We start from the raw sequence: 21,735 nt of genomic DNA, 5'->3' as shown, positions 1-21,735 counted from the left end.
TCCGTTGTTATTCTTCCGGCACCGGTAAAGGGACCGTGAAAATGAAATTTGCACCCGCTCCGGGCTGGCTTTCTACCCAGAGATTACCACCAAAATATTCGACGATCTGCCGGCTGATCGGCAGGCCCAGACCGGTCCCCTGCGGTTTGTCGGTCATCGTGTTGCCGCCCTGCCGGAACTTCTCAAAAATGACCACGCACTCCTCGGCCGTCAAGCCGGGGCCGTTGTCGGAAACGGCAACGCGCACGAATTTGCCATCGATCGTCAGCTTGACGCTGACGCGCCCAGTGCCGCCGGGCACGAACTTCACCGCATTCGACAGCAAGTTGATCATCACCTGAGTCAGTCGATCGCGGTCGGCCAGAACGACCGGGCCGCTGGCCGGAATATCGCCGTCCAGCGCCACATCCTTTTCCCGGAAAAGCTGGCCGAGCGAATCCATCGCCTCGCGCACCACGTCGCCGATATCGACTTTCCCGGTCGTCCATTCGGCACGTCCCGACTCCATTTTGGCCATGTCGAGAATCTGGTTGATCAAGCGGGTCAGCCGCTCCGCTTCATTGACGATGATGCCGAGGAAGCGCGTGCGATCGACGAGCTCCATCCGCGGATCTTCGTGCAGCATTTCGGAGAGCGCCCGGATCGAGGTCAGTGGCGTCCGCAACTCGTGGGTCACCGTCGAGATGAAATCATCCTTCATCCGATCCAGCTCGCGCAGGCGCTCATTGGCCTCGCGCAATTCGGCGGTCGCCGCCTCCAGTTCGCCCTGCTTGGTTTCCAGTTCGCGGCTGTAGGCGCGCACCTGAGTCGCCTCGTCGAGAATATCGAGGACCTCCTCCAGCCCAAGATCCTCTTCCTGGGCGACCGACGCCACCATCACCCGCGCACTGGCCGAGCCGATCGCCCCGGCCAGTTCGGCTTCGGCAAAATGCACGAAATCGGCATCGGCCGGCAAACTGCGCCAGTCCCCGGCGCCGCGATTCCCGGCATAGGCCGCCAGTTGCTGGCGGGCGCGCAGCGGCCCGAGGAAACGCTCAAGCAGTTCGACCAGCGCACCGACCGAGGCATTGCCGCGCCACAGTCGGGTATCGGTTGCCCGCTGGGCGTGCCGAAATACATCGACGAAGCGCTCGGCCTGCCCGGCCTCGACGGCATCCGGCTTCGAATTGAGCGACACCACGACGTAACAGCCGATATTGGCCAGCAGGCTCCACCACAGGCAGTGCGAAATCTCGTCCATTCCGGTGAGCCCGAACAGAGCCTGGGCCTTCAGCCAGCCGATGCCGAACAGACCGTGCTCGACGAAGCCGCTGCCGATCCAGCCCGACTTGGCGAACGACGGCAGCAACAGCGTGTACAGCCAGATGCCGAAGCCGGCCAGCAAGCCGCCGATGGCCCCGGCCCGGGTGCCCTGCTTCCAGTACATGCCGCCGAACATGGCCGGCGCAAACTGCGCGACCGCGGCAAAGGAAATCAGCCCGATGCCGACCAGCGCATAGGCTTCACCGGCGACCCGGAAGTAGATGTAGCCGAGCAGCAGGATCAGCGTGATGGCAACGCGCCGGATGCCGATCAGCAGGCCGGAAAGATCCTGGCGCTTTTCTATTTTCAGCCAGGTCGAGCGGAGCAGCCAGGGCATTACCAGATCGTTGCAGACCATCGTCGACAAGGCGATGGTTTCGACAATGACCATGCCGGTCGCCGCCGATAGGCCACCGATGAAGACCAGCAGCGCCAGCGCTTCGGCGCCGCGGGTCATCGGCAGCGTCAGCACGAAGACATCCGGATTGACGCTCTGCCCCTGGAAATGCAGCAGACCACCGAGCGCCAAGGGCAACACAAAAATGTTGATCAACAGAAGGTAGAGCGGAAAAAGCCAGACGGCGCGCTTCAGGTGCGACTCGTCGACATTCTCGACGACGATGATCTGGAACTGGCGCGGCAGGAAAATAATGGCTAGGCCGGAGAGCAGGATCAACGCGGTCCACGTCCCGGCGCGCGCCTCATCAAGCTGCACCAGACGATGGAGCTCGGGACTCGCCGCGGCCTGCTGGAAAAGATCGGACAAGCCGCCGAACATGCCGTAGGTGACGAACAGACCAACCGCCAGGAAAGCGACCAGCTTGACCACCGACTCGAAGGCAATGGCGGCGACCATCCCCTCGTGCCGTTCGGTCGCATCGAGATGACGCGTCCCGAACAGAATGGTGAACAGCGCCAGGACAGCGGCGATCAGCAAGGTCGAATCGAGCCACCAGGGCAGCAAGGTGTGGCTGGACTGCTGGAACAGCACATCGAAGCTGGCGGCGACCGCCTTCAGTTGCAGGGCGATATAGGGAACGACGCCGATCACCGCAATCACCGTCACCAGGCCGGCCAGGAACTGGCTTTTACCGTACCGCGAGGCGATGAAGTCGGCAATCGAGGTGATGCGCTGGGCCTTGCTGATGCGGATCATCTTGATGATGACCCCGACGAACATCAGCATCAGGGTCGGCCCGAGATAAATGGTCAAAAAGGACAAACCACCCGAGGTGGCGCGCCCGACACTGCCGTAAAAAGTCCACGACGTGCAATAAACGGCCAGCGACAGCGCATAGACATTGGCCGAGATGATCGACCGGCCAGCGTCGGCCCGCGCATCGCCAAAGCGGGCCACCGCGAACAACAGTCCGAGGTAGGCCGAGGCGAGCGCGGCAACGAACCAGCCGGAGAGCACTTACGGCCTCCGCCGTTCGGCCACCCAGGCCGCCAGCGCAATCAGGCCGACCCAGACGCCGAACAGGTACAGGTAAGTCGCCGGGATTCCCCCCAGACTGCCACCGGGCAGACTGAGCAGCGGAAACGTCAGCAAGGGCACGCCGAGCAGGCCGAGCGCCGCGAAACGTTGCCGAACAGGACTGGCTCTCTTCAAAACGCACCCCCGGAATAGAAAACGGTCGACACGCCAAGCGTGCCGACCGTTGTTGGCATGCAGTCTGATGCGACCACACGGGAGGTCACCTTATGGGCGACCATTGTCTCCTCCTTGCCTTTTAGTCTGTAGAGGCGGCGTGGCAAGCTCGCCGCCTCTTTGGCTCAACTGGGAACGGAAAGGAAATTAACCCTTCAGTTGTTCCAGAATGGCCGGATTCTCCAGCGTCGAGGTGTCTTGCGTCAGTTCCTCGTCCTTGGCCAGACCACGCAGCAGACGGCGCATGATCTTGCCGGAACGGGTCTTCGGCAGGTTGTCGCCGAAGCGAATGTCCTTCGGCTTGGCGATCGGTCCGATCTCCTTGCCCACCCAGTCTTGCAGTTCCTTGATGATGCGCTTGGCGTCGTCACCGGTCGGGCGCTGACCTTTCAGCACCACGAAGGCAACGATGGCTTCGCCGGTCAGGTCATCCGGACGGCCGACCACGGCAGCTTCGGCGACGATCGGATTGGCGACCAGGGCGGATTCGATTTCCATCGTCCCCATACGGTGACCGGAAACGTTCAGCACGTCGTCGATACGGCCGGTGATGGTGAAATAGCCGGTATTGATGTCACGGATCGCACCGTCGCCCGCCAGGTAATACTTGCCCTGGAAGTCGGCCGGGTAGTAGGACTTGACGAAGCGCTCGTCGTCGTTCCAGATCGTCCGGATCATCGACGGCCACGGACGCTTGACGACCAGAATGCCGCCTTGACCCCACGGCACGTCGGCCCCGGTTTCATCGACGATGGCGGCCTGGATGCCCGGGAAGGGCAGCGTGCAGGAACCCGGCACCAGCGGCGTGGCGCCCGGCAGCGGGGTGATCATGTGGCCGCCGGTTTCGGTCTGCCAGAAGGTATCGACGATCGGGCAGCGACCGCCGCCGACATTGTCGTAGTACCACTGCCAGGCCGCCGGATTGATCGGCTCGCCGACCGAACCGAGGATGCGCAGCGACGACAGGTCGTAGCTCTTCGGATGGATGGCCGGGTTGTTGTCGGCGGCCTTGATCAGCGAACGGATCGCGGTCGGCGCGGTGTAGAAAATGCTGACCTTGTGGGTCTGGATCACCTTCCAGAAACGACCGGCATCCGGGTAAGTCGGCACGCCTTCGAAGACGATTTCGGTCGCGCCGCAAGCGAGCGGGCCGTAGGTGATGTAGGTGTGCCCGGTGACCCAACCGATGTCGGCCGTACACCAGAAGACATCGTTCGGCTTGATGTCGAAGGTGTACTTCATGGTCATGATGGCGTGCAGCAGGTAGCCGCCGGTAGAGTGCTGGACACCCTTCGGCTTGCCGGTGGAACCGGAGGTGTAGAGCAGGAACAGCGGGTGTTCGGCTTCGACCCATTCCGGTTCGCAGGTTTCCGGCTGGTTGGCCAGAGCGTCGTGCAACCATTCGTCGCGACCGGCAACCATGTTGACTTCAGCACCGGTACGCTTGAAGACGATGACGTTCTTGACGCACTCGCAACCACCCAGACCGAAGGCTTCGTCGGCAATCGGCTTGAGCGGAATGGCCTTGCCGCCGCGGAACTGGCCGTCGGAGGTAATCAGCATCACGGCGCCGGCATCGTGCATGCGATCGCGCAGCGACTGGGCGGAGAAACCGCCGAAAACGATGGAGTGGATCGCCCCGACGCGGGCACAGGCCTGCATGGCGACGACGCCTTCGACGGTCATCGGCAAATAGATGACGACGCGATCGCCCTTCTTGACGCCCTTGGAACGCAGCAGGTTGGCCATCTTGCAGACCTTGGCCAGCAGTTCCTTGTAAGTGACCTTGGTCGATTCGCCGTTGTCGGCTTCGAAGATGATGGCGACCTTGTCGCCGAGACCGGCTTCGACCTGACGATCGAGACAGTTGTAAGAAACATTCAGTTTGCCATCGGCAAACCACTTGAAGAAGGGGGCATTCGACTCATCGAGCACCTGGGTGAACGGCTGCTTCCAGGTGACCAGGTCACGGGCATGCCTTGCCCAGAAACCTTCGTAGTCAGCCTCGGCTTCCGCGCACAGCGCCCGATAGGCGTCCATCCCGGAAACCGCCGCATTCTTGACGATTTCGTCAGACGGATAAATTAGCTGCACGGACTCATTCGACATATTCTTCTCCTCTGCGGTACTTCGCATTTATGTTGAAACAACCGATTGCATCTCGGGCAGAACCCGGGATAGTTAAAGCCGTCCAAGCTGGAGATCATCAGCAACTCTCTCACCAGCGTTGAAGCGGCATTAGACGTTGATATTCTTACAATGCGCTTACGAAATCACGCTGCGCCGCAGCATTTCGGCATATCGGGGGCGCCTGGCAGCAGCGTGATAAACTGCGGCCCCCTGTAGAAAAGTTCCGCCAATGCGCTCCCCCATCAAATATCTCGAATCCTTCATTTTCGCCAGCCGGTGGATTCAGGCGCCGCTCTACATCGGCCTGATCATTGCCCAGGTCGTCTATTGCTGGCTGTTCATGGTCGAACTGAGCCACCTCATCCATAACGCCATCGATACCGCCCACCTCAGCGAAGCCGATGTCATGCTCTCCGTCCTTGGCCTGATCGACGTGGTGATGATCGCCAACCTGCTGGTCATGGTCATCGTCGGCGGCTATGAAACCTTCGTTTCCCGCCTCGACCTCGAGGACCACCCGGACCAGCCGGAATGGCTGTCGCACGTCAATGCCGGCGTGCTCAAAATCAAGCTATCGACGGCGATCATCGGCATTTCGTCGATCCACTTGCTGAAGAGCTTCATCAATGCGACCAACCTGTCCGAGCACACATTGATGTGGCAAGTCATCATTCATGTCGTATTCCTTTTCTCCGCCCTGGCCATGGCCCTTGTCGACAAGACCATGACCCAGACCCTCGCCTTGCAACATCAAAAAACCCATTGATTCGGAGTTGTGCATGACCGCCATCAAACAGGAAGACCTGATCCAGTCCGTCGCCGACGCTTTCCAGTACATCAGCTACTATCACCCGCTCGATTACATCAAGGCATTGGGTGAAGCTTATGACCGCGAGGAAAGCCCCGCCGCCAAGGACGCCATTGCCCAGATCCTGACCAACTCCCGGATGTCGGCCGAAGGCCATCGTCCGATCTGTCAGGACACCGGTATCGGCATGGTTTTCATCAAGGTCGGCATGCAGGTCACCTGGCCGGATGCGACGATGAGCATCCAGCAGATGATCGATGAAGGCGTCCGTCGCGCCTACGGCAACCCGGACAATCCGCTGCGTGCCTCGGTGCTCGCCGACCCGGCCGGTGCCCGCAAGAACACCAAGGACAACACCCCGGCCGTAGTGCATTTCGAGATCGTCCCCGGCCATCACGTCGAAGTGATCTGCGCCGCCAAGGGCGGCGGCTCGGAAGCCAAGTCCAAGTTCGCCATGCTCAACCCGTCGGACGACCTCGTCGACTGGGTACTGCACAAGATTCCGGAAATGGGTGCCGGCTGGTGTCCGCCCGGCATCATCGGCATCGGTATCGGCGGCACACCGGAAAAAGCGATGCTGCTGGCCAAGGAATCGATAATGGCCCCGGTCGACATCCATGAACTGAAGGCCAAGGCCGCCACCGGCGCCAAACTGACCCGCCCGGAAGAGCTGCGCCTCGAACTGTTCGAGAAGATCAACGCGCTCGGCGTCGGCGCCCAGGGTCTCGGCGGTCTGACCACCGTGCTCGACGTCAAGGTGCTCGACTACCCCTGCCACGCTGCCAACCTGCCGGTCGCGCTGGTCCCGAACTGCGCCGCGACCCGCCACTGCCACTTCCATCTCGACGGTTCCGGCCCGGCCAAGCTCGAAGTGCCGAAGCTGGAAGACTGGCCGGCCGTGACCTGGACGCCCGATCTCAAGGCGGCCACCCAGGTCAACCTGAACACCCTGACCAAGGCAGAAGTCGCCGCCTGGAAACCCGGTCAGAAACTGCTGCTGAACGGCAAGATGCTGACCGGCCGCGACGCTGCCCACAAGCGCATCGCCGACATGTTGGCCAAGGGCGAAAAGCTGCCGGTCGACTTCACCAACCGCGTGATTTACTACGTCGGGCCGGTCGATCCAGTCCGTGATGAAGTGGTCGGACCGGCCGGCCCGACCACCGGCACCCGAATGGACAAGTTCACCCGGATGATGCTCGAACAAACTGGCCTGATCTCAATGATCGGCAAGTCAGAGCGCGGCCCGGTCGCCATCGAAGCGATCAAGGACAACAAGTCGGCCTACCTGATGGCCGTAGGCGGCGCCGCCTACCTGGTCGCCAAGGCGATCAAGTCGGCCAAGGTCGTCGGCTTCGCCGATCTGGGCATGGAAGCCATCTACGAGTTCGATGTCGAGAACATGCCGGTGACGGTAGCCGTCGACTCCTCAGGCATCAGCGTGCACAACACCGGTCCCAAGGAATGGCAGATCAAGATCGGCAAGATTCCTGTCACCGCCTAATCTTTGCCATTGGCAATAAAAAAACCCGGCTGAGGCCGGGTTTTTGTTGCGCTTATACCGAGCGCTCGGTTGATTTCCCGGCGCACTTCCCGCCGGCCGCACCTGATGGGCAAGCCGGGCCATTTCCGGCCTTCATCGACTTGCGGCAAGCCACACACACCGAAGTGACCCAGCCCTTGCACGACATCATGGTGTCAGGTGTGGCATTGGCGAGCAAGGCCCGCAGGCGCGCGAAGAACTCTTCCTGGTCGACATTGTTGCCGCCACAGCCGGAAGCATGGACGACGCGATTGCCGCCGGCGCGGATGGCCCCGTCGAGACGACTGATTGCCAGACGCAACAATTCCTCCGTCGATGCCGTGGCGCTGTCCTCCGGCTTTGCCGCAACCCCGGCACTGACCGTGGTTTCGATACGCTGGCCGTGCACTGAAACCTGTGCCGCCGCCAACGCCCGGCAGACCCGCCAGGCAAAGTTTGCACATTGCTCGCGGTCGGCAGTCGGCGAGACGATGGCGATTCGACCATCGGCAAGCTGGCCGATGCTCTCCTCTCCCCGGATCTTGCCGGACAGCAGGCGAGAAAATTTCATCACCACCTTGTCGGCGACCTCCCGACCATACTGACTCTTCAGGTCATCATAGCCATCGATCGCGAAAACCAGAACGCCGACCGGCTCGCTGCCGACAGTCGACGCAAGTAAGTCCTGAAGACATTGTTCGCTTCGACTCTTGGTCAGCCGGCGATCATGGCGCTCGGCATCGGCCGGCTGCTCGCCGTCACCTTCCGCCACGAGTTCATCGGCCAAACCGGCCATCGTGCCGATACGCGACATGAAGTCGCTCAACCCGATATCACTCTGACTTCCGAATTCGGCAAGACCAGGCGCGGATTCTGCCTGACTCGATGCAGCACTCAAGCGCTCGCAGACTTGTTTGGCCGCCTTGGCTGCCATTCCTTTCGGAATGAAATCGGAAACCCCGAGCTGCAAGGCTCGCTCTTTTGCTGCGGCGGCAAAGCTGTCCGACACCAGAAGGAAAAATGGCAAGCGATTCAACCGGGCCAATTTGCTCGCCCGCAGTCGCTCGATCAAGCCAGAGCCGTCGAGCCCGGCAATGTCCAGGCCGGAGATGACAGCAACGATCGACGAGTCAAGCACAAGGCTTTGCCATGCCGACTCGCCGTCGCCCTCCTCGCAAACTTCGTAACTGTCGCGCAAGTATTTGGACAACGAGGCCCGAACTACGCGTGACGAATCAACCAACAGCACCTTCTGCGAACTTGTCATATCTCTTCCGTGCATGATCAACTGTTCCAAGCGAACGTTGAATTGCTATGACCAATTTCGTAGTTTAGTTCATTCAGCAAACAGTGTTCAATGCCAGGCTATCCAATTTGGAAATAGGGCGAGCTGTTTCGGGCTATTCATCATTTTCACCACTTGATTTTGCTACCGACCTGTCGCATAGTCATCCACTTACCATTTCCACCCTTACCTTAGATCCGACGATGAACACCCGCCAACTACGCTCCCTGCTTGCTTCTGCTGAACAGCCGGTCGTCGTACGCGTAGTCGTCGTAGGCGTCGTAACGCACGCGCCGTCGCGGATCGGGTAAGCAGAAGCAGACAGAATTCCCCACCCCCCGCCGGCGCAAACCGGCGGGGGTTTTGTTTTGGAGCCCGCCGGTTGTGCCACCAACCTCAAGGAGCACTCCATGACAGAAACTCTCAACGGCGCCCAGATCACTGTGCGCCTGCTCGAACGCCAGGGCATACGCATCGTCGCCGGCATACCGGGTGGCGCCATCCTGCCCATTTACGATGCGCTCGGGCAGTCGACCGCAATCCATCACGTTCTTGCCCGTCACGAGCAGGGTGCCGGCTTCATGGCCCAGGGCATGGCCCGAGTAACCGGCCAGCCCGCCGTCTGCCTCGCCTCCTCCGGCCCCGGCGCGACCAATCTGCTGACCGCGATCGCCGACGCCAAGCTTGATTCGATTCCGCTGATCGCCATCACCGGCCAGGTATCGCGCGCGATGATCGGCACCGATGCCTTTCAGGAAGTCGACACCTATGGCCTGAGCATCCCGATCACCAAGCATAACTTCCTGGTTTCCTCGGCCGAGGAGTTGCTGGAAGTCATTCCGCGCGCCTTCCAAATCGCCGCCTCCGGCCGCCCTGGGCCTGTGCTGGTCGATATTCCCAAGGACGTCCAGAGCGAAACCATTGAAATCGATACCTGGCCGGAGCCGGGCAGAGCCCTGCCGGCCGCCCCAGCCCAGGCGTCGCTAATCGAGCAGGCAGCAGCCATGATCAATGGTGCCGAGCGCCCCATCCTCTATCTCGGCGGCGGCGTCGTCCATTCGGGCGCGGCCGATCTTGCGGTCGACCTGGCGCAGAAAGCCAACCTGCCAACCGTGATGACCCTGATGGCGCTCGGCACAATGCCGGTCGATCACCCGCTGTCGCTTGGCATGCTGGGCATGCACGCGGCGCGCGCGACCAATTTGGCGCTCGATGAGTGTGATCTGCTGATTGCCGTCGGCGCCCGTTTCGACGACCGGGCGACAGGCAAGGTCGCGCAGTTCTGCCGTAACGCCAGAATCATTCATATCGACATCGATCCGGCCGAACTGGACAAAATCAAGACCGCCCATATCGGCATCACGGCCGACGTGCGCGACGCACTCGGCCAGTTGCTGCCGGCGGTCGCTGAAAATGACCGAAAGATCTGGATCGAGCGCGTCAATGCCTTGCAAGTACAGTTCCCGTTCCACATGCCGGATGCCGATCAGGCGCTGTCGCATTTTGGCCTGATCCGCACCGTCGCGGCCTGCCTCGACAACGAGGCGATCGTCACCACCGATGTCGGCCAGCATCAGATGTGGGTGGCGCAAGCTTATCCGCTGCGTCGACCACGCCAGTGGCTGACCTCCGGCGGCCTGGGAACGATGGGCTTCGGCGTGCCGGCAGCGATCGGCGCCGCACTCGCCGCACGCGACAAGACCGTGGTTTGCTTTACCGGCGACGGCTCGATTCTGATGAATATTCAGGAACTGGTCACCGCGGCCCAGGAGAACGTCAACGTCAAGATCGTATTGATGAACAACGCCGCACTCGGTCTCGTTCATCAGCAGCAGTCGCTGTTCTACGGCGAGCGTCTATTTGCCTCTCAGTTCACGGCAATGCCCGATTTCGTCAAGGTTGCCCAGGGGTTCGGCCTGCATGCCGTCGATCTCGATCAGGCGGCGAATCCCTGCGCGGCACTGATGGAGGCCATCACCCGCCCCGGCCCGTGCCTGATCCATGCCAGCATCGACGCCGAGCAGAAGGTTTTCCCGATGGTCCCGCCGGGTGCCGCCAACCACGAAATGATTGGAAATTGAAATGAATGCCTTCACCCGCAATGAACAGCAAGCCATCTCCCACGCCGTGCTGGAAATCGATGTCAAAAACCATCCGGGCGTAATGTCGCACGTCGTCGGCCTGTTTTCCCGGCGCGCCTACAACGTCGACGGCATCGTCTGCCTGCCCGTCGGCAATGGCGAGCAAAGCCGGATATGGCTGTTGGTCAACGAGGACAAGCGCTTGTCGCAGATGATCAAGCAACTGGAAAAGCTCGAAGACGTGATCGTGGTGCGCCGCCACGATGCCGACCACGCGGTATTTTGCGAAGTCGAACGTTTTTTTGCCTGCTGAATATCCCAGGCAGTTGAGCCGGCCCCGTCCCGAATCAGGAATGCTTCGGGACGGTTGTGCTGCTCTTTTCCGCTCTGGCTCTGATCAGCGTTTCGTAGGCATGAATAACCTGCAACTGCTCATCGCTAATCGACTCGAAGCGCAGGCCGACGAGATGCTGATGCCCAACCCGGCGGATACGCATCACGCTGACGTAAGCCTCGACCGGGCAAGCCAGGTCGGGCGACTCTATCGTGCAGATACCGACCTCGCCGGTCGGCTTGGCGCCCAGCACCGCAACATCGAGCATGACACTGACACCGGAAACCGAAATGTCGGCCGCCGGAAACTCGAACAGTTTCCCGCCAAGCTGCAGTTGAACCCGGCCTTGCAGATTGAAGCGATTGAAGCGACGACGTTCTCTCACGATGCTGATCCCAAGCTTAATGAAGCGGCATTTTCCCATGCCCGCCAGCCCGCTGCAAAAATGAATCCAGCCAATCCGACACAGCTCAATTCGCCCCTCCCAACGGGAAAGCTATACTCGCAGGCAATCCAACCCGTTGAGAAATCATGACGACACACGACATTCAGTGGCAAAGCGCACACAGCTATTCCGACATTCTTTTTGATACGGCCGAAGGCATCGCCCGAATAAGCATCAACCGCCCTGAGCGGCGCAATGCTTTCCGGCCGGAAACGGTCAGCCAGTTGATCGATGCCTTTCATCGCGCCCACCGCGACAACGCCATCGGCACCATCATCCTGACCGGCACCGGCGATGACGCATTCTGTTCCGGCGGCGACCAGAAGGTCCGGGGCGCCGAAGGTTACATCGACGAGGGCGGCACGCCTCACCTCAATGTCCTCGATCTGCAGATGCAGATTCGCCGCTGCCCGAAGCCGGTCGTCGCCATGGTCGCCGGCTACGCCATCGGTGGCGGCCATGTCCTGCACCTGGTCTGCGACCTGACCATCGCCGCCGAGAACGCCCGTTTCGGACAGACCGGCCCGCGCGTCGGCAGCTTCGATGCCGGTCTTGGTGCCGGGCTGATGGCACGCACCATCGGTCTCAAACGGGCCAAGGAAATCTGGCTGCTCTGTCGCCAGTACGATGCGGCAACGGCGCTCGACTGGGGACTGGTCAACGCCGTCGTGCCGCTGGAAAAACTGGAAGAGGAAACCGTCGCCTGGTGTCGCCAGATGCTCGAACTGTCACCCATGGCACTACGCATGATCAAGGCCGGCTTCAACGCCGATACCGATGGACTGGCCGGCATTCAGGAACTGGCGGGCAACGCCACCGGCCTTTTCTACATGAGCGAAGAAGGTCAGGAAGGCCGCAACGCTTGGCTCGAGCGCCGGGCACCGGATTTTGGAAAATACCGTAAGCGGCCATGAACATCGTCGCCGCCGACTGGCTGCCTTACTCCCTGCCGCTGCGGCGCCCCTGGCAAACCAGCCAGGGAGTTTTTGACGTACGCCAAGGTCGCCTGCTGCGACTGCTCGACGACGAGGCTCGCCACGGTTGGGGTGACTGCTCCCCGCTACCGGAATTCGGCATCGATGAGTCGGCGGCGATCGCCTTTGCCGAAGAGACAGCCATCCTCGACCTTGTCGCCCAGAAAGCCCGGCAGCCGCTTAACGCATGGCTCAGCGGCAACCCGCCAGTGGAAAGCGTTGCAGTCAACGGCAATTTGGGTTCGCTCTCGTTGATCAAAGATGATGCGCTGAAACAAGCACTGGCGAACGGCTATTCGATACTGAAGATCAAGGTGGGCATCGGTGACTGGCAGGATGAGATCGCTGACCTGCAAAGACTGAACAACCAGTTGCCACGCGGCACCCTATTTCGCCTAGACGCCAATGCCGCCTGGAAGATGGACGAAGCCAGCGCTTTCGTCATGGCTTGCGCCGACTTGCCGATTGAAAGCCTGGAAGAGCCGCTCAGCCAACCGACACCGGCTGGGCTTGTCTGCCTGCAGGGTTTGGCCTCGTTCCCTCTGGCCGTTGACGAGTCAATTCAACTGCTAGATGCGCCCTTCTTTGACCATCCACCAGTCCGACGTTTGGTCCTCAAACCAGCTCGCCACGGTGGCTTGCTGGCAACCATGGGGCTAGCCCTCAGGGCGCAAGCGAGGGGCATCGAATGCGTCGTCAGTTCCGGACTCGAAAGCGCCTGCGGCCTGCTGGCCTGCGCTCATCTGGCGGCGGCAATAGCGCCATGGCAGACGCATGGCCTGGGAACGGCTGAGTGGCTGGCCGAAGATACCGGGGCCAGTCCGCCGGTCAGCGCCGGGCGCTTGATATTACCGCGGGGAACGGGTCTCGGTTTCGTCCCGGGACTCACCCAAGCCGCCCGAAAACTCTGAAAACCTACTTTTCGTTGTCGGCCGGATTAGTCGGAAGGCCGGTAAACATGTTCCGCGTCTGGCTTTGCAGTTGATCCTGCATCGACTGAAACATTTTTTTTGACTGATCCATATAGGCCGACATCATGCTCTGCATGGCCGGCTGCTGAAAATTCAGGAACTGGGCCCAAAAATCAGCCTGCATGTGGGTATTGTCGCCGGGGCCGTACATCACGCCCGACTGATCCTGCAACTTGTTCTGGAAATCGACGAAGGTCCGCATGTTATTTTCCAGATACTTGCCAAGCATGCCCTGCATCGCGCTGCCGTAGAAGCGGACAAACCCGGAGAGCAACTCGCTGGTGAACAACGGGGCGCCGCCAGTCTCTTCTTCAAGGATGATCTGCAGCAGGATGCTGCGCGTCAGATCATCCCCCGTTTTGGCATCGACAACCTTGAACACTTCAAACTTGAGCACTAGATCCTTGACGTCACCAAGCGTTATATAAGCGCTCGTTTTGGTATCGTAAAGACGACGGTTAGGGTATTTCTTGATCAGCCGTACCGGTTCCGACATGCAGTGATCCTCAATACAAGTTTGTGTGCAGTGCAACATTATAACGCAAAAAAAAAGGCACCCTCAGGTGCCCTTTGGTGGTGCATTGCAAAAATGCGGATTACTGGTAGTACATCAATCAGGCGAAATCAACTGTGCCACAGGGCACTTCGATACAAAAATCTAGCAAGCTACTCACTGGGCTACTCATTTAAAGACTGCTAGGCACACTGGATGGTAACAACGCCAATGCTAGTGCTCGCATCCTCAAGTAACTCGGTACCCTTCTTCCTGACCGGATAGGAATCCCGAATTTCATTCACTGCACAGTGCGGCCTAGCTACACTTAACTAAGATTCGTCTCCACTGGATTGTGCTTGGCTGCTCTGTAGAAAAAGGTGAATCGTCAATGATGACCCCAGACTTGCATTCGAAAATCGCTTCTTTCACATACCCAACTCTTTGGTCGCTACGTGGATAATTCCGAAGCGCTGATCCGCGTTCTGGCAAGTAGCAAATATGGGTTGCGCCAGTCGAATCTAATCGATCTACCTGGCTGCAAATTTCTCCGCCGGCTGCACTAATGTTAAAAAGCTCCTTTGAGCCGTCAGAAATCCGCGTGGCAGTGGACGAGCAACCGCTAATGACTACAGCCATTGTCATCGCGAATGGGACAACTTTACATAGTTTCAATTTCTCTTCCTTTTAACTTTAAACGCGTCGAAAAAACAGTTGTTCAAACCCAAGGATGATCAGTGCCCACTTCCCAGCACAGCTCATAGAACGACAACGCCGAGATGATGCAACGCTACCCACGGAGCCAGGCGTCGCGGAATGTCGGCTTATCTGTGGCTTCCTCTGAACGGCAATTGCACGTTGAGTATTTCAGGACCGGGGTATTCGAACGCGAAGGGACCAATCCCCAAATGCCGACAACCAGACCCAGACCGTCCGCCGAGTTTTGGCCACGAACGGCCCAAGCGCCCAAGGAAAGCGGTCAAACGCCCAACCGCGGTTGATTGTGGCGGCCAATGTGCCACATGGCTTCAATTTCGCCTGATTGGGGGGTAACTAAAGCACCATCAATACCCGCAGCGCCCATACTTCAGCAATCCTGCTACCAATTCACGCGAAGGCGCTCCATCCCTCGTAATTGGCGGGCCTCCGATCCAACGCGGGTGGTCAATTCTAAATACTGTGGGGTGCCAACCGTTTTTCTTGAGGACGAATTGCCATTTCAAGGCCATTTGCCTTTCCATGTCTTTCCAGTTTTCCCAGCACGGCGCTTCAGCGTTGCCAATTTCTACTCCACCAAGAATGCTGATCCCGTTCGAGTAATAGATCTTTCGAAAAGGGGAACCAAAAACAGTCAACTCTCCCCGCCACAAGATGTCATTCGCTACATCTGCCCGGCTAATCGGCAAGGCTCTGTATGTGTACTCGATGTTTTGATACTCGAAAATAGTTCCAGAACTTCTACCCCGAGAAATGGCACCATCTTTCACTTTGCCATTGAATGCATGGGGCTTGCCATCAACCTCCACAAACGAAAAATTGTCGTTGATATAGGCAAGCAACCTTTTCTCGACGACCTCCTTCAATTCGTCAGCATGGCCGACTACCGGGTATAGCGCGATCACAAGCAGTATCGATTTCAACACTTGTATTGCGCCCATTCAAGATGACATAGGCGAATGTGCCGCCAATTCACCAACGAAACTCAAGGAAATTTGCGGCAGCCTCAACGTCCGCCGCCAGTCCCACAGTGCCGGATTTCGCCACAGCCCTACCCGTCCCGGGCCGACAGCACCGCTTCGCTGTAGCGGCACTCCATTCATAACACCCCGCCAGCAGCACCGACCAACAAAAACCAGAATAATAGATCGAGGGCCGCTTGGGCCGTGTCAATCAATCCCAGCATCAACACCATCCCAGAAAACAAGAAAAAAGATGATCAGGCAACTGCTGCTAGTTCATCGTCTGATTTTCTTGACGTACCGCTAGAATTTCTTAGTCTGCGCAAGTGCACACGCAAAGATAACGAATTAATTTCAGCCTCTGTATTTGCGTTGGCATGTCGTGCAATAGTGTCAGCTTCCAATGATGCGGCCCTTACGTCATCCGTTGTGGATGCGGGTAGCTCAGCAATCAGAACCTTGGCTCGAGAGTCACCTGCAGTCTCTACTGGCATCTTATGCCTCCTTTTTGTAGGGCCCCAAAGAGTCCTTCATCACCGAAAAACGTGTCTCATAGATAATTCTGTTACCTGCAGAAACCAAAATATCTTTAGATACATCTTCGGTAATTTTTCCAACAAACATATCTTCAGTATTGCTATCGACCGATATAACGCCCAGACAGTTCCCATTCAATCCATCAATAATCCGATAGCAAAAAATGGACTTGACAGTTGATGCTTGACCATTTGACAAATATACAAAAACACCGGTATCGCCATGTTCTGCGACATACTTAGGCACATCGTCGATGAAAAAGAACTGATCCTGACCCAATCTGGTCCATACAAAGACAGCCAGTGTCCTACCGCCTCTTAGAAATCCATCAACGTGGTTTGTAATCGAGTGCGGCGATCTAAACTCACCATTGCACCAACTCTTTAAAACAAGCCTCGAGCTATCTTCGCTTGGAACAAAGTATGCAACTCGCACCTCTTCTTTCTTAACCACATCCATATGCCGTTCAAATGCCTTGTAAACCAAGGCAATTATTCGGTCTATATTGGCCTTTAACGAATTGGCATCCCGAACAAACTTCTTTGCGACTTCGACACCATCTTGTGCGGCCCGTTCAGTAGCATCTCGCCACATTTCCGATTTGCGCAGTACCAATTCTGAATAGAGTTTGTTCAGAAATGACGTATCACCATACATTTTTCTCCAAAACCAGATTTCATCTTCTTTTTCATTAGACAGCTCTTTGTACTCTTCAAGGGTGTCAGCTTCGATCAACTGGTTATAAGCAACAACAAGCAGCATCAATACTAAGATTACTGTGCCAATGCCTTTCCAAGGCTGTTCAATTGAAACTAATTGCAGGACATTGGCCAAGATGGCCACAAACGCTGGCAGCAATGCAATGCGGATAAGCTTTGGCAGATCGAGATACCAAATCTTGTATTTTTCTAGGAAACCTCCCGATGGGGACATTGCAACTCCAAGGCATCATCAAGTCAGTTTCATTATATCCGATACGGATATTTAGGCTAATTTAGGTCATCATCATTCATGCCGTGCAATACAGATGACCCGCCCGCTTCGTGTCATCTGACAACGGAAAATCATTGAGGCACACCGGATAACCATATCTTCGCGCTCAGCATCATTGCCCGTCCACAGGCAATGGTCAGCGCAACCATCGAAGAAGAAGCGCATGCGGTACCTGGCTATCGTCGTTTCCGCTTTGGTGAGGGGGAAACCGTATGTCAGCACTATCGCTCTTGGCCGGGTTAAATGGTTCTGTTCTAAAAGACCATCCAACCAAAACACAGCATTGAGCCTGCTTTTTAGGCTTACCAAACGTCCGCCTCGTGCGGGCTTTTTTCCATTCTGCAATGGCAGCAAAGGCCGATTTGTTGTTTGTTGCCAACAGCGTCTGGCTGTTCCTCGGCCAAAGCCGACTGTCGGAGGTACGGTAATCCACGACTGCTTTACACAGAGTTCCGGACACGCTGGCCGCCGATTTGGGCTTATCCTCCGCGCTGATGTGCTCGCTGCTGTAGTCGGAAATATCGCGGATCGTTTGCAAGCTCTGGAGCGCCGCCTACAATCTCGGCCAAACAATCTCCGATATCCTCCCAGCCCCACATTTGATCCAACATCACGGCAGAGAGGAGCTTCAGAGAGGCCTCTCCAAACCGTCGGCAGTGGCCAGCGTTCTTGAGTAGACTCACTAGGTAGCTCGGATGATCAATCGGCATCAGCGACAATTCGACCGCAGCCAGCGCCGCTGGGAACTCATCGCCCGCAGCGATTGCCATCCTGGCCAGATTTTCTGCGATTCCGGGAGAGACGAGATCCCGCGATTTCGGCCAAATAGCTTGCCATAGAGGTCGAACCCTATTTTTCCAGTACTCTTCTCGTTGTTCTCCGACTCCCTTCATTGATTGCGACAGCGCCAGCGCTGCTTCACGTAGTCCTTCGAGAGGAAGCATTCCGAATGCTGCTTGGAAATCTGAAGCACTATAGCCATCAAGCGGTTCAAGCGCGGCGTACGTCATAAACGCAGCAAACTGGCGCCCGTGCTCACCGAGTTCAGCATAGTGGCCCGCGGTCTGAAGGAAAGCCGGCTTGAAGGCCACTAGTAAAGGCAGGTAGAGCCGCGGCGACCAGAGGAACCCTTCCCAAGCTGCACGCGCTTCAGGCGCCTCGCGCTCCCAGTCAAAGAGCGGCAGTAGGTGACGCTCAGTCCATTCCCGGTCCACACGAAATAGCGAGATGAGATGAGCGCAGAGAATCACCCGGCCATGTCGGAATCGCAGGACCCGGGTATCGCAGAGGGCAGTAAAGATAACCTTCAGGTCGTCAGGCAGTCCTTCGTCGTCGTTCAGTTCACTCTGGAACCACAGGTTGAGCAAGGCATGCGTGACATGACCGACTGGATGGTTGATCGCCTCGGTCACGGGCTGGTCGATCGGGTGGCCATTGCGCTGGATGCCAGAACCCGCCTCAATGTCCAGTGTCAGCATTCGACGGCACAGCACAATTAACTGGTTTGAGTCTGTAAAGGTGGTGTTCGACACCTCCTTCAACCACCAGCCGATCGGGTGTGCCAGCTCAAGGAGCACGCTATCCGGCATCGTCCCGACCACCAATGCTGCGTGGCGCCACGATCGCTTCACGCGGTTCGCTTCAGCCCAGACCTGAAGGGCCTCGCGCCAGCGGTGCTCAGGCCAGAGACTTTCCTTGGCCAGTTGCTGCAACGCGCACAAGCTGTTCAACAGATGCTTGCGACAGGTTTCCCGCCAAGTGTCCTTGTGGAAGAACGGTCTCTCGGGCGGAGGCTTCTTGAGCCAAATCACTAGCTCATCTGCCTTCACAGGTGCTCGATCAAGAACCGTCTCCCGCTCGTAGTCAGGATCGCCGCTGCCGGACATCCAGTGCGCGAATTCGTCGCTTTCATCGACTGCAATTTGCCAGACCGGGTATTGAGCGGACAGCACATCCAGCCTCAAGCCGGCCTCAGTGCCGAGATCCACGCCAACAGATCGGAGTTTCGCCAATCTCAGCCAAACGTACCGATCGCTGAGTTCTCGCCAATCCTCTGACGTCATTTCGTCCGAGTACGTCTCTCTGGGCGGGCCTTTCAGGATGGCTTCCTCCAGGCGAGCGAGCCCGTCCTTCGTCAGCCGTGGCCCCTGCAGGCGAAGCAAGGCGATTGCCTCGCGCCTCGTCTCGATTGACCAAAGCCACCAAGCTTTGCTTCCTATGAGCCACTCCACCCAGAGGTCAGGATCAATAGCGCCGTCGTGACTGGCAGCGAAAAATGCAAGGCGTTTGAATGTCGGATAGGGTTGAGCAAACCATACCCGAGCTACCTCACCTGCGCGTACGTGGTCGATCGCCCTTGTCTCCAGCCAGGCCTCACGAAGCAATTCGATCAAGGCAACCCAGTCGCAGAAACCTTGGTTCTGGGGATGGTCCGAAATTGACGGCATGTCCCAGCACGAGCGATCCCTCTCGTCATTGGCTTCGTCGAGCTCTCGAAGTAAGTCCAGCGCATCGAACAGCAAGATTTGCAGGTCGTCCAGGAGCTTGGGCAATGCCGCACGCCATGCCTCAGAGGACAGATCGCGAAGAGCCGAGTGCACATGGTCTGCAACCAGCACAAGTTCCCAATCAACCAGTTGCCGGATGCGCTTCGGCTCCTCTGTAGGGGCAGACTCTTGCCCCCACCGCATCGGCTTTCGAAGTGCGATGCGCGGCGAGAGAAGGTCTCGCAGTTCCAGGCGCAAGGTTGTACTGAAACCGTCGCGCTTCAACCTCCGCTGCCATACATATAGGTCGATGTCGGTCCTGTGCGTCTTCACCCTGCCAGCGAGTAGTAAGCGCCACAGCCGGCGCATCAAGGGGCCGGGAATTGCATTCGGCGCATCAGCACGAATATCGGCCATCTCCGCAACCTTCCCATCCCGCTCAAGCTCGTCCAATTTATCCAGCTTGCGCTCGATCAGCCACGGCCATCTGTCCCCAAGCAGCCCACCCCGATCGGCCAGCCAGAGCACAAGCTCCGGGTCATTCAGGTGTCTCGTCAGCCATCGAGCAATGTGGAACATGATGTCGTCCCACCCCAAGTTCAGTCCTCCGCCCGAGACGAGTGACATTCGTGGTGCCAGGTGGTATGGCACTGGTCTCCTGATCAGGCTAAACGCCAACTTAGCATCCTCTTCGGCGTGAGGTGGCACATTGAAGCGGGGCAGATCGGCGTGCCGAAACCGATCGTCGGCGAAGGCCTCCAGCAGCCAGTCCAGTGATGGTACAGGATTGAGGTCGGCAAACTTCTCAGCTGGTGCTCCCGACTTGTCCGAAAGCGCCCAGAGCATCCGGCCGACGAAGTCGTCCTGCTTGGTGCTGGCCGAAGGGCGTGCCAGCGCGTGGCGAGCGACAATGCCTGACTTGCCGTTAACGCCGTCCCTATAGGTGTCCGCCCAGGCCTTCAGCGTCCCATGCAATGTCGAGTGGTCCTTGTCCCCTGTGGGTGCCTCGTAGAGGATGGGCGTGACCCCTTTTGCCTTCCACTCGATGGTCTTTGTGGTCTCTTCGCCGGGTTTCACATCGCCAAGGGCCCAGGCCTGCGGCGTGACCTCGCCAAGCATCCGATCGGCTGCGAGCGCATCCATCATGTACCGCATCACAGGGTCATTGATGCTATAGCCGACGAAGCAAACGACGTAGTTTCGGAACAGCTCGCTCACGAAGCGGGCAGCCCATCGCTCAGTGAGGTATGCCAATCCGAAGTCGCCACTGGTCACTACCAGGCGATTCAGCGCGTTGTCATCTGGCTTGTCGGGCAGCAGGCCATGAAGGTAGACGAGCCCGTCCCAGCGGCTGTTCTTCGGCACTGGTAACATAGGCGCGACGTGTGGCACAAAGGGCATGGACTCGCGTTTGCCGACGCGCTCAAAGACGCGATCGAAGTTCGTCGTCACGAGCCGTAGCTTGCCCTCGCGATTCCTCGCGAGTTGCAGAAGAGCCGCATGAGTTTCCGTAGCACCCTTCTTGCGTAGGTTGGGCTTCAACGAGTCAGCCAGCTCCTTCCGCATCTGCAGCCCCTTCCGCTGACCAGGAAGGCGGTCTTCAAGAAGGTTTAGTGTTGCGTCGTACTGATAGCTGGTGAAGGCCTGTGCCTCGATGGGTGTGCGGGTCGTTCCCAACTTCTTGTAGATGCTGTCCACAAGGCCGCCGAACCCTGGAAGGCCAGCCGGATACGAGATGCCAGCGCCGCAGAAGAAGACGACGCGGCCTTCCTCGTGCGCCTGTAAAAGGGCATCGGGGATGTCCGGGCCATTGGTGACGAATTGCATCTATTGGGTCTCCGCGAAAATTCATTCCAGGATTGCTGAAAGCAAATTAGCATGCCAACGTATGCGTATACGTCTATTCGCAATCTGTATTGATGTAAACCGTGGGTGCTGCCTAGGGAGACTCGGTTGATTCTTCGCGTCTACCGAATCGATACTCTTTCGATCTGCCCGCTCCGCCTCTCTAAATGGCAGGTATAAGCCCTTGGATTCAACCGGA

At 58.2% G+C, this 21,735-nt stretch carries 16 protein-coding genes; 6 read left to right on the top strand and 10 right to left on the bottom strand.

The window, feature by feature from the left end:
- Positions 1-7: 7 nt before the first annotated feature.
- The 3 genes from ACLIKD_RS06970 to acs form a co-directional block, all read right to left on the bottom strand.
- Positions 8-2,719, bottom strand: a complete 2,712-nt coding sequence (locus ACLIKD_RS06970) for an ATP-binding protein (protein WP_428827727.1) — start codon at positions 2,717-2,719, stop codon at positions 8-10.
- Positions 2,720-2,914, bottom strand: coding sequence for a hypothetical protein (locus ACLIKD_RS06965; protein ID WP_428827726.1), 195 nt, complete (start codon positions 2,912-2,914; stop codon positions 2,720-2,722).
- A 186-nt stretch (positions 2,915-3,100) separates the two neighbouring features.
- Complete coding sequence (gene acs, locus ACLIKD_RS06960; RefSeq protein WP_428827725.1) at positions 3,101-5,062, bottom strand: acetate--CoA ligase; 1,962 nt, start codon at positions 5,060-5,062, stop codon at positions 3,101-3,103.
- Positions 5,063-5,312: 250 nt separating this feature from the next.
- Between acs and ACLIKD_RS06955 the strand changes: the two genes are divergently transcribed.
- Entirely contained in the window at positions 5,313-5,849 is a 537-nt protein-coding gene (locus ACLIKD_RS06955; RefSeq protein WP_226473087.1) for a TIGR00645 family protein, read from the top strand.
- Positions 5,850-5,862: 13 nt separating this feature from the next.
- A complete protein-coding gene (locus ACLIKD_RS06950; RefSeq protein WP_226419537.1) occupies positions 5,863-7,395 on the top strand; it encodes a fumarate hydratase in 1,533 nt (510 codons plus the stop codon).
- A 52-nt stretch (positions 7,396-7,447) separates the two neighbouring features.
- Here the strand turns inward: ACLIKD_RS06950 and ACLIKD_RS06945 are convergent, their stop codons facing one another.
- Positions 7,448-8,710 carry a GGDEF domain-containing response regulator gene (locus ACLIKD_RS06945; RefSeq protein ID WP_428827724.1) on the bottom strand — a complete coding sequence of 421 codons (1,263 nt, stop codon included), beginning with the start codon at positions 8,708-8,710 and terminating at the stop codon, positions 7,448-7,450.
- Positions 8,711-9,108: 398 nt separating this feature from the next.
- On the opposite strand from ACLIKD_RS06945, the gene ilvB reads away from it, so the two are divergent.
- Both ilvB and ilvN read left to right on the top strand, forming a co-directional pair.
- Positions 9,109-10,779 (top strand): acetolactate synthase large subunit, encoded by a 1,671-nt coding sequence (gene ilvB, locus ACLIKD_RS06940; RefSeq protein WP_428827723.1) that lies wholly within the window; start codon positions 9,109-9,111, stop codon positions 10,777-10,779.
- A 1-nt stretch (position 10,780) separates the two neighbouring features.
- Positions 10,781-11,092, top strand: coding sequence for an acetolactate synthase small subunit (gene ilvN, locus ACLIKD_RS06935; RefSeq protein ID WP_428827722.1), 312 nt, complete (start codon positions 10,781-10,783; stop codon positions 11,090-11,092).
- A 34-nt stretch (positions 11,093-11,126) separates the two neighbouring features.
- Here the strand turns inward: ilvN and ACLIKD_RS06930 are convergent, their stop codons facing one another.
- On the bottom strand, positions 11,127-11,498 hold the full coding sequence (locus ACLIKD_RS06930) for a PilZ domain-containing protein (protein WP_428827721.1): 372 nt from the start codon (positions 11,496-11,498) through the stop codon (positions 11,127-11,129).
- A gap of 146 nt (positions 11,499-11,644) precedes the next feature.
- Here ACLIKD_RS06930 and menB point away from each other — a divergent pair, with 146 nt between their 5' ends.
- Positions 11,645-12,472 carry a 1,4-dihydroxy-2-naphthoyl-CoA synthase gene (gene menB, locus ACLIKD_RS06925; RefSeq protein ID WP_428827720.1) on the top strand — a complete coding sequence of 276 codons (828 nt, stop codon included), beginning with the start codon at positions 11,645-11,647 and terminating at the stop codon, positions 12,470-12,472.
- On the top strand, positions 12,469-13,443 hold the full coding sequence (locus tag ACLIKD_RS06920) for an o-succinylbenzoate synthase (protein ID WP_428827719.1): 975 nt from the start codon (positions 12,469-12,471) through the stop codon (positions 13,441-13,443). Before menB ends, ACLIKD_RS06920 begins: the two co-directional genes overlap by 4 nt.
- A gap of 4 nt (positions 13,444-13,447) precedes the next feature.
- On the opposite strand, the gene phaR is transcribed toward ACLIKD_RS06920, so the two are convergent.
- The 5 genes from phaR to dsr1 form a co-directional block, all read right to left on the bottom strand.
- Positions 13,448-13,999, bottom strand: coding sequence for a polyhydroxyalkanoate synthesis repressor PhaR (gene phaR / locus ACLIKD_RS06915; protein ID WP_226419530.1), 552 nt, complete (start codon positions 13,997-13,999; stop codon positions 13,448-13,450).
- Between the two features lie 787 nt (positions 14,000-14,786).
- On the bottom strand, positions 14,787-14,897 hold the full coding sequence (locus ACLIKD_RS06910) for a hypothetical protein (RefSeq protein WP_428828385.1): 111 nt from the start codon (positions 14,895-14,897) through the stop codon (positions 14,787-14,789).
- Between the two features lie 163 nt (positions 14,898-15,060).
- On the bottom strand, positions 15,061-15,654 hold the full coding sequence (locus tag ACLIKD_RS06905; protein ID WP_428827718.1) for a hypothetical protein: 594 nt from the start codon (positions 15,652-15,654) through the stop codon (positions 15,061-15,063).
- Positions 15,655-16,170: 516 nt separating this feature from the next.
- On the bottom strand, positions 16,171-17,145 hold the full coding sequence (locus tag ACLIKD_RS06900) for a hypothetical protein (RefSeq protein ID WP_428827717.1): 975 nt from the start codon (positions 17,143-17,145) through the stop codon (positions 16,171-16,173).
- A 539-nt stretch (positions 17,146-17,684) separates the two neighbouring features.
- Positions 17,685-21,518, bottom strand: a complete 3,834-nt coding sequence (dsr1, locus tag ACLIKD_RS06895; protein WP_428827716.1) for an anti-phage defense-associated sirtuin Dsr1 — start codon at positions 21,516-21,518, stop codon at positions 17,685-17,687.
- Positions 21,519-21,735 lie beyond the last annotated feature (217 nt).

The sequence above is a fragment of the Azonexus sp. IMCC34842 genome, from assembly GCF_050368855.1.
Classification (GTDB): Bacteria; Pseudomonadota; Gammaproteobacteria; order Burkholderiales; family Rhodocyclaceae; genus Azonexus; species Azonexus denitrificans_A.
This window is presented reverse-complemented; position numbering and strand designations above follow the sequence as displayed.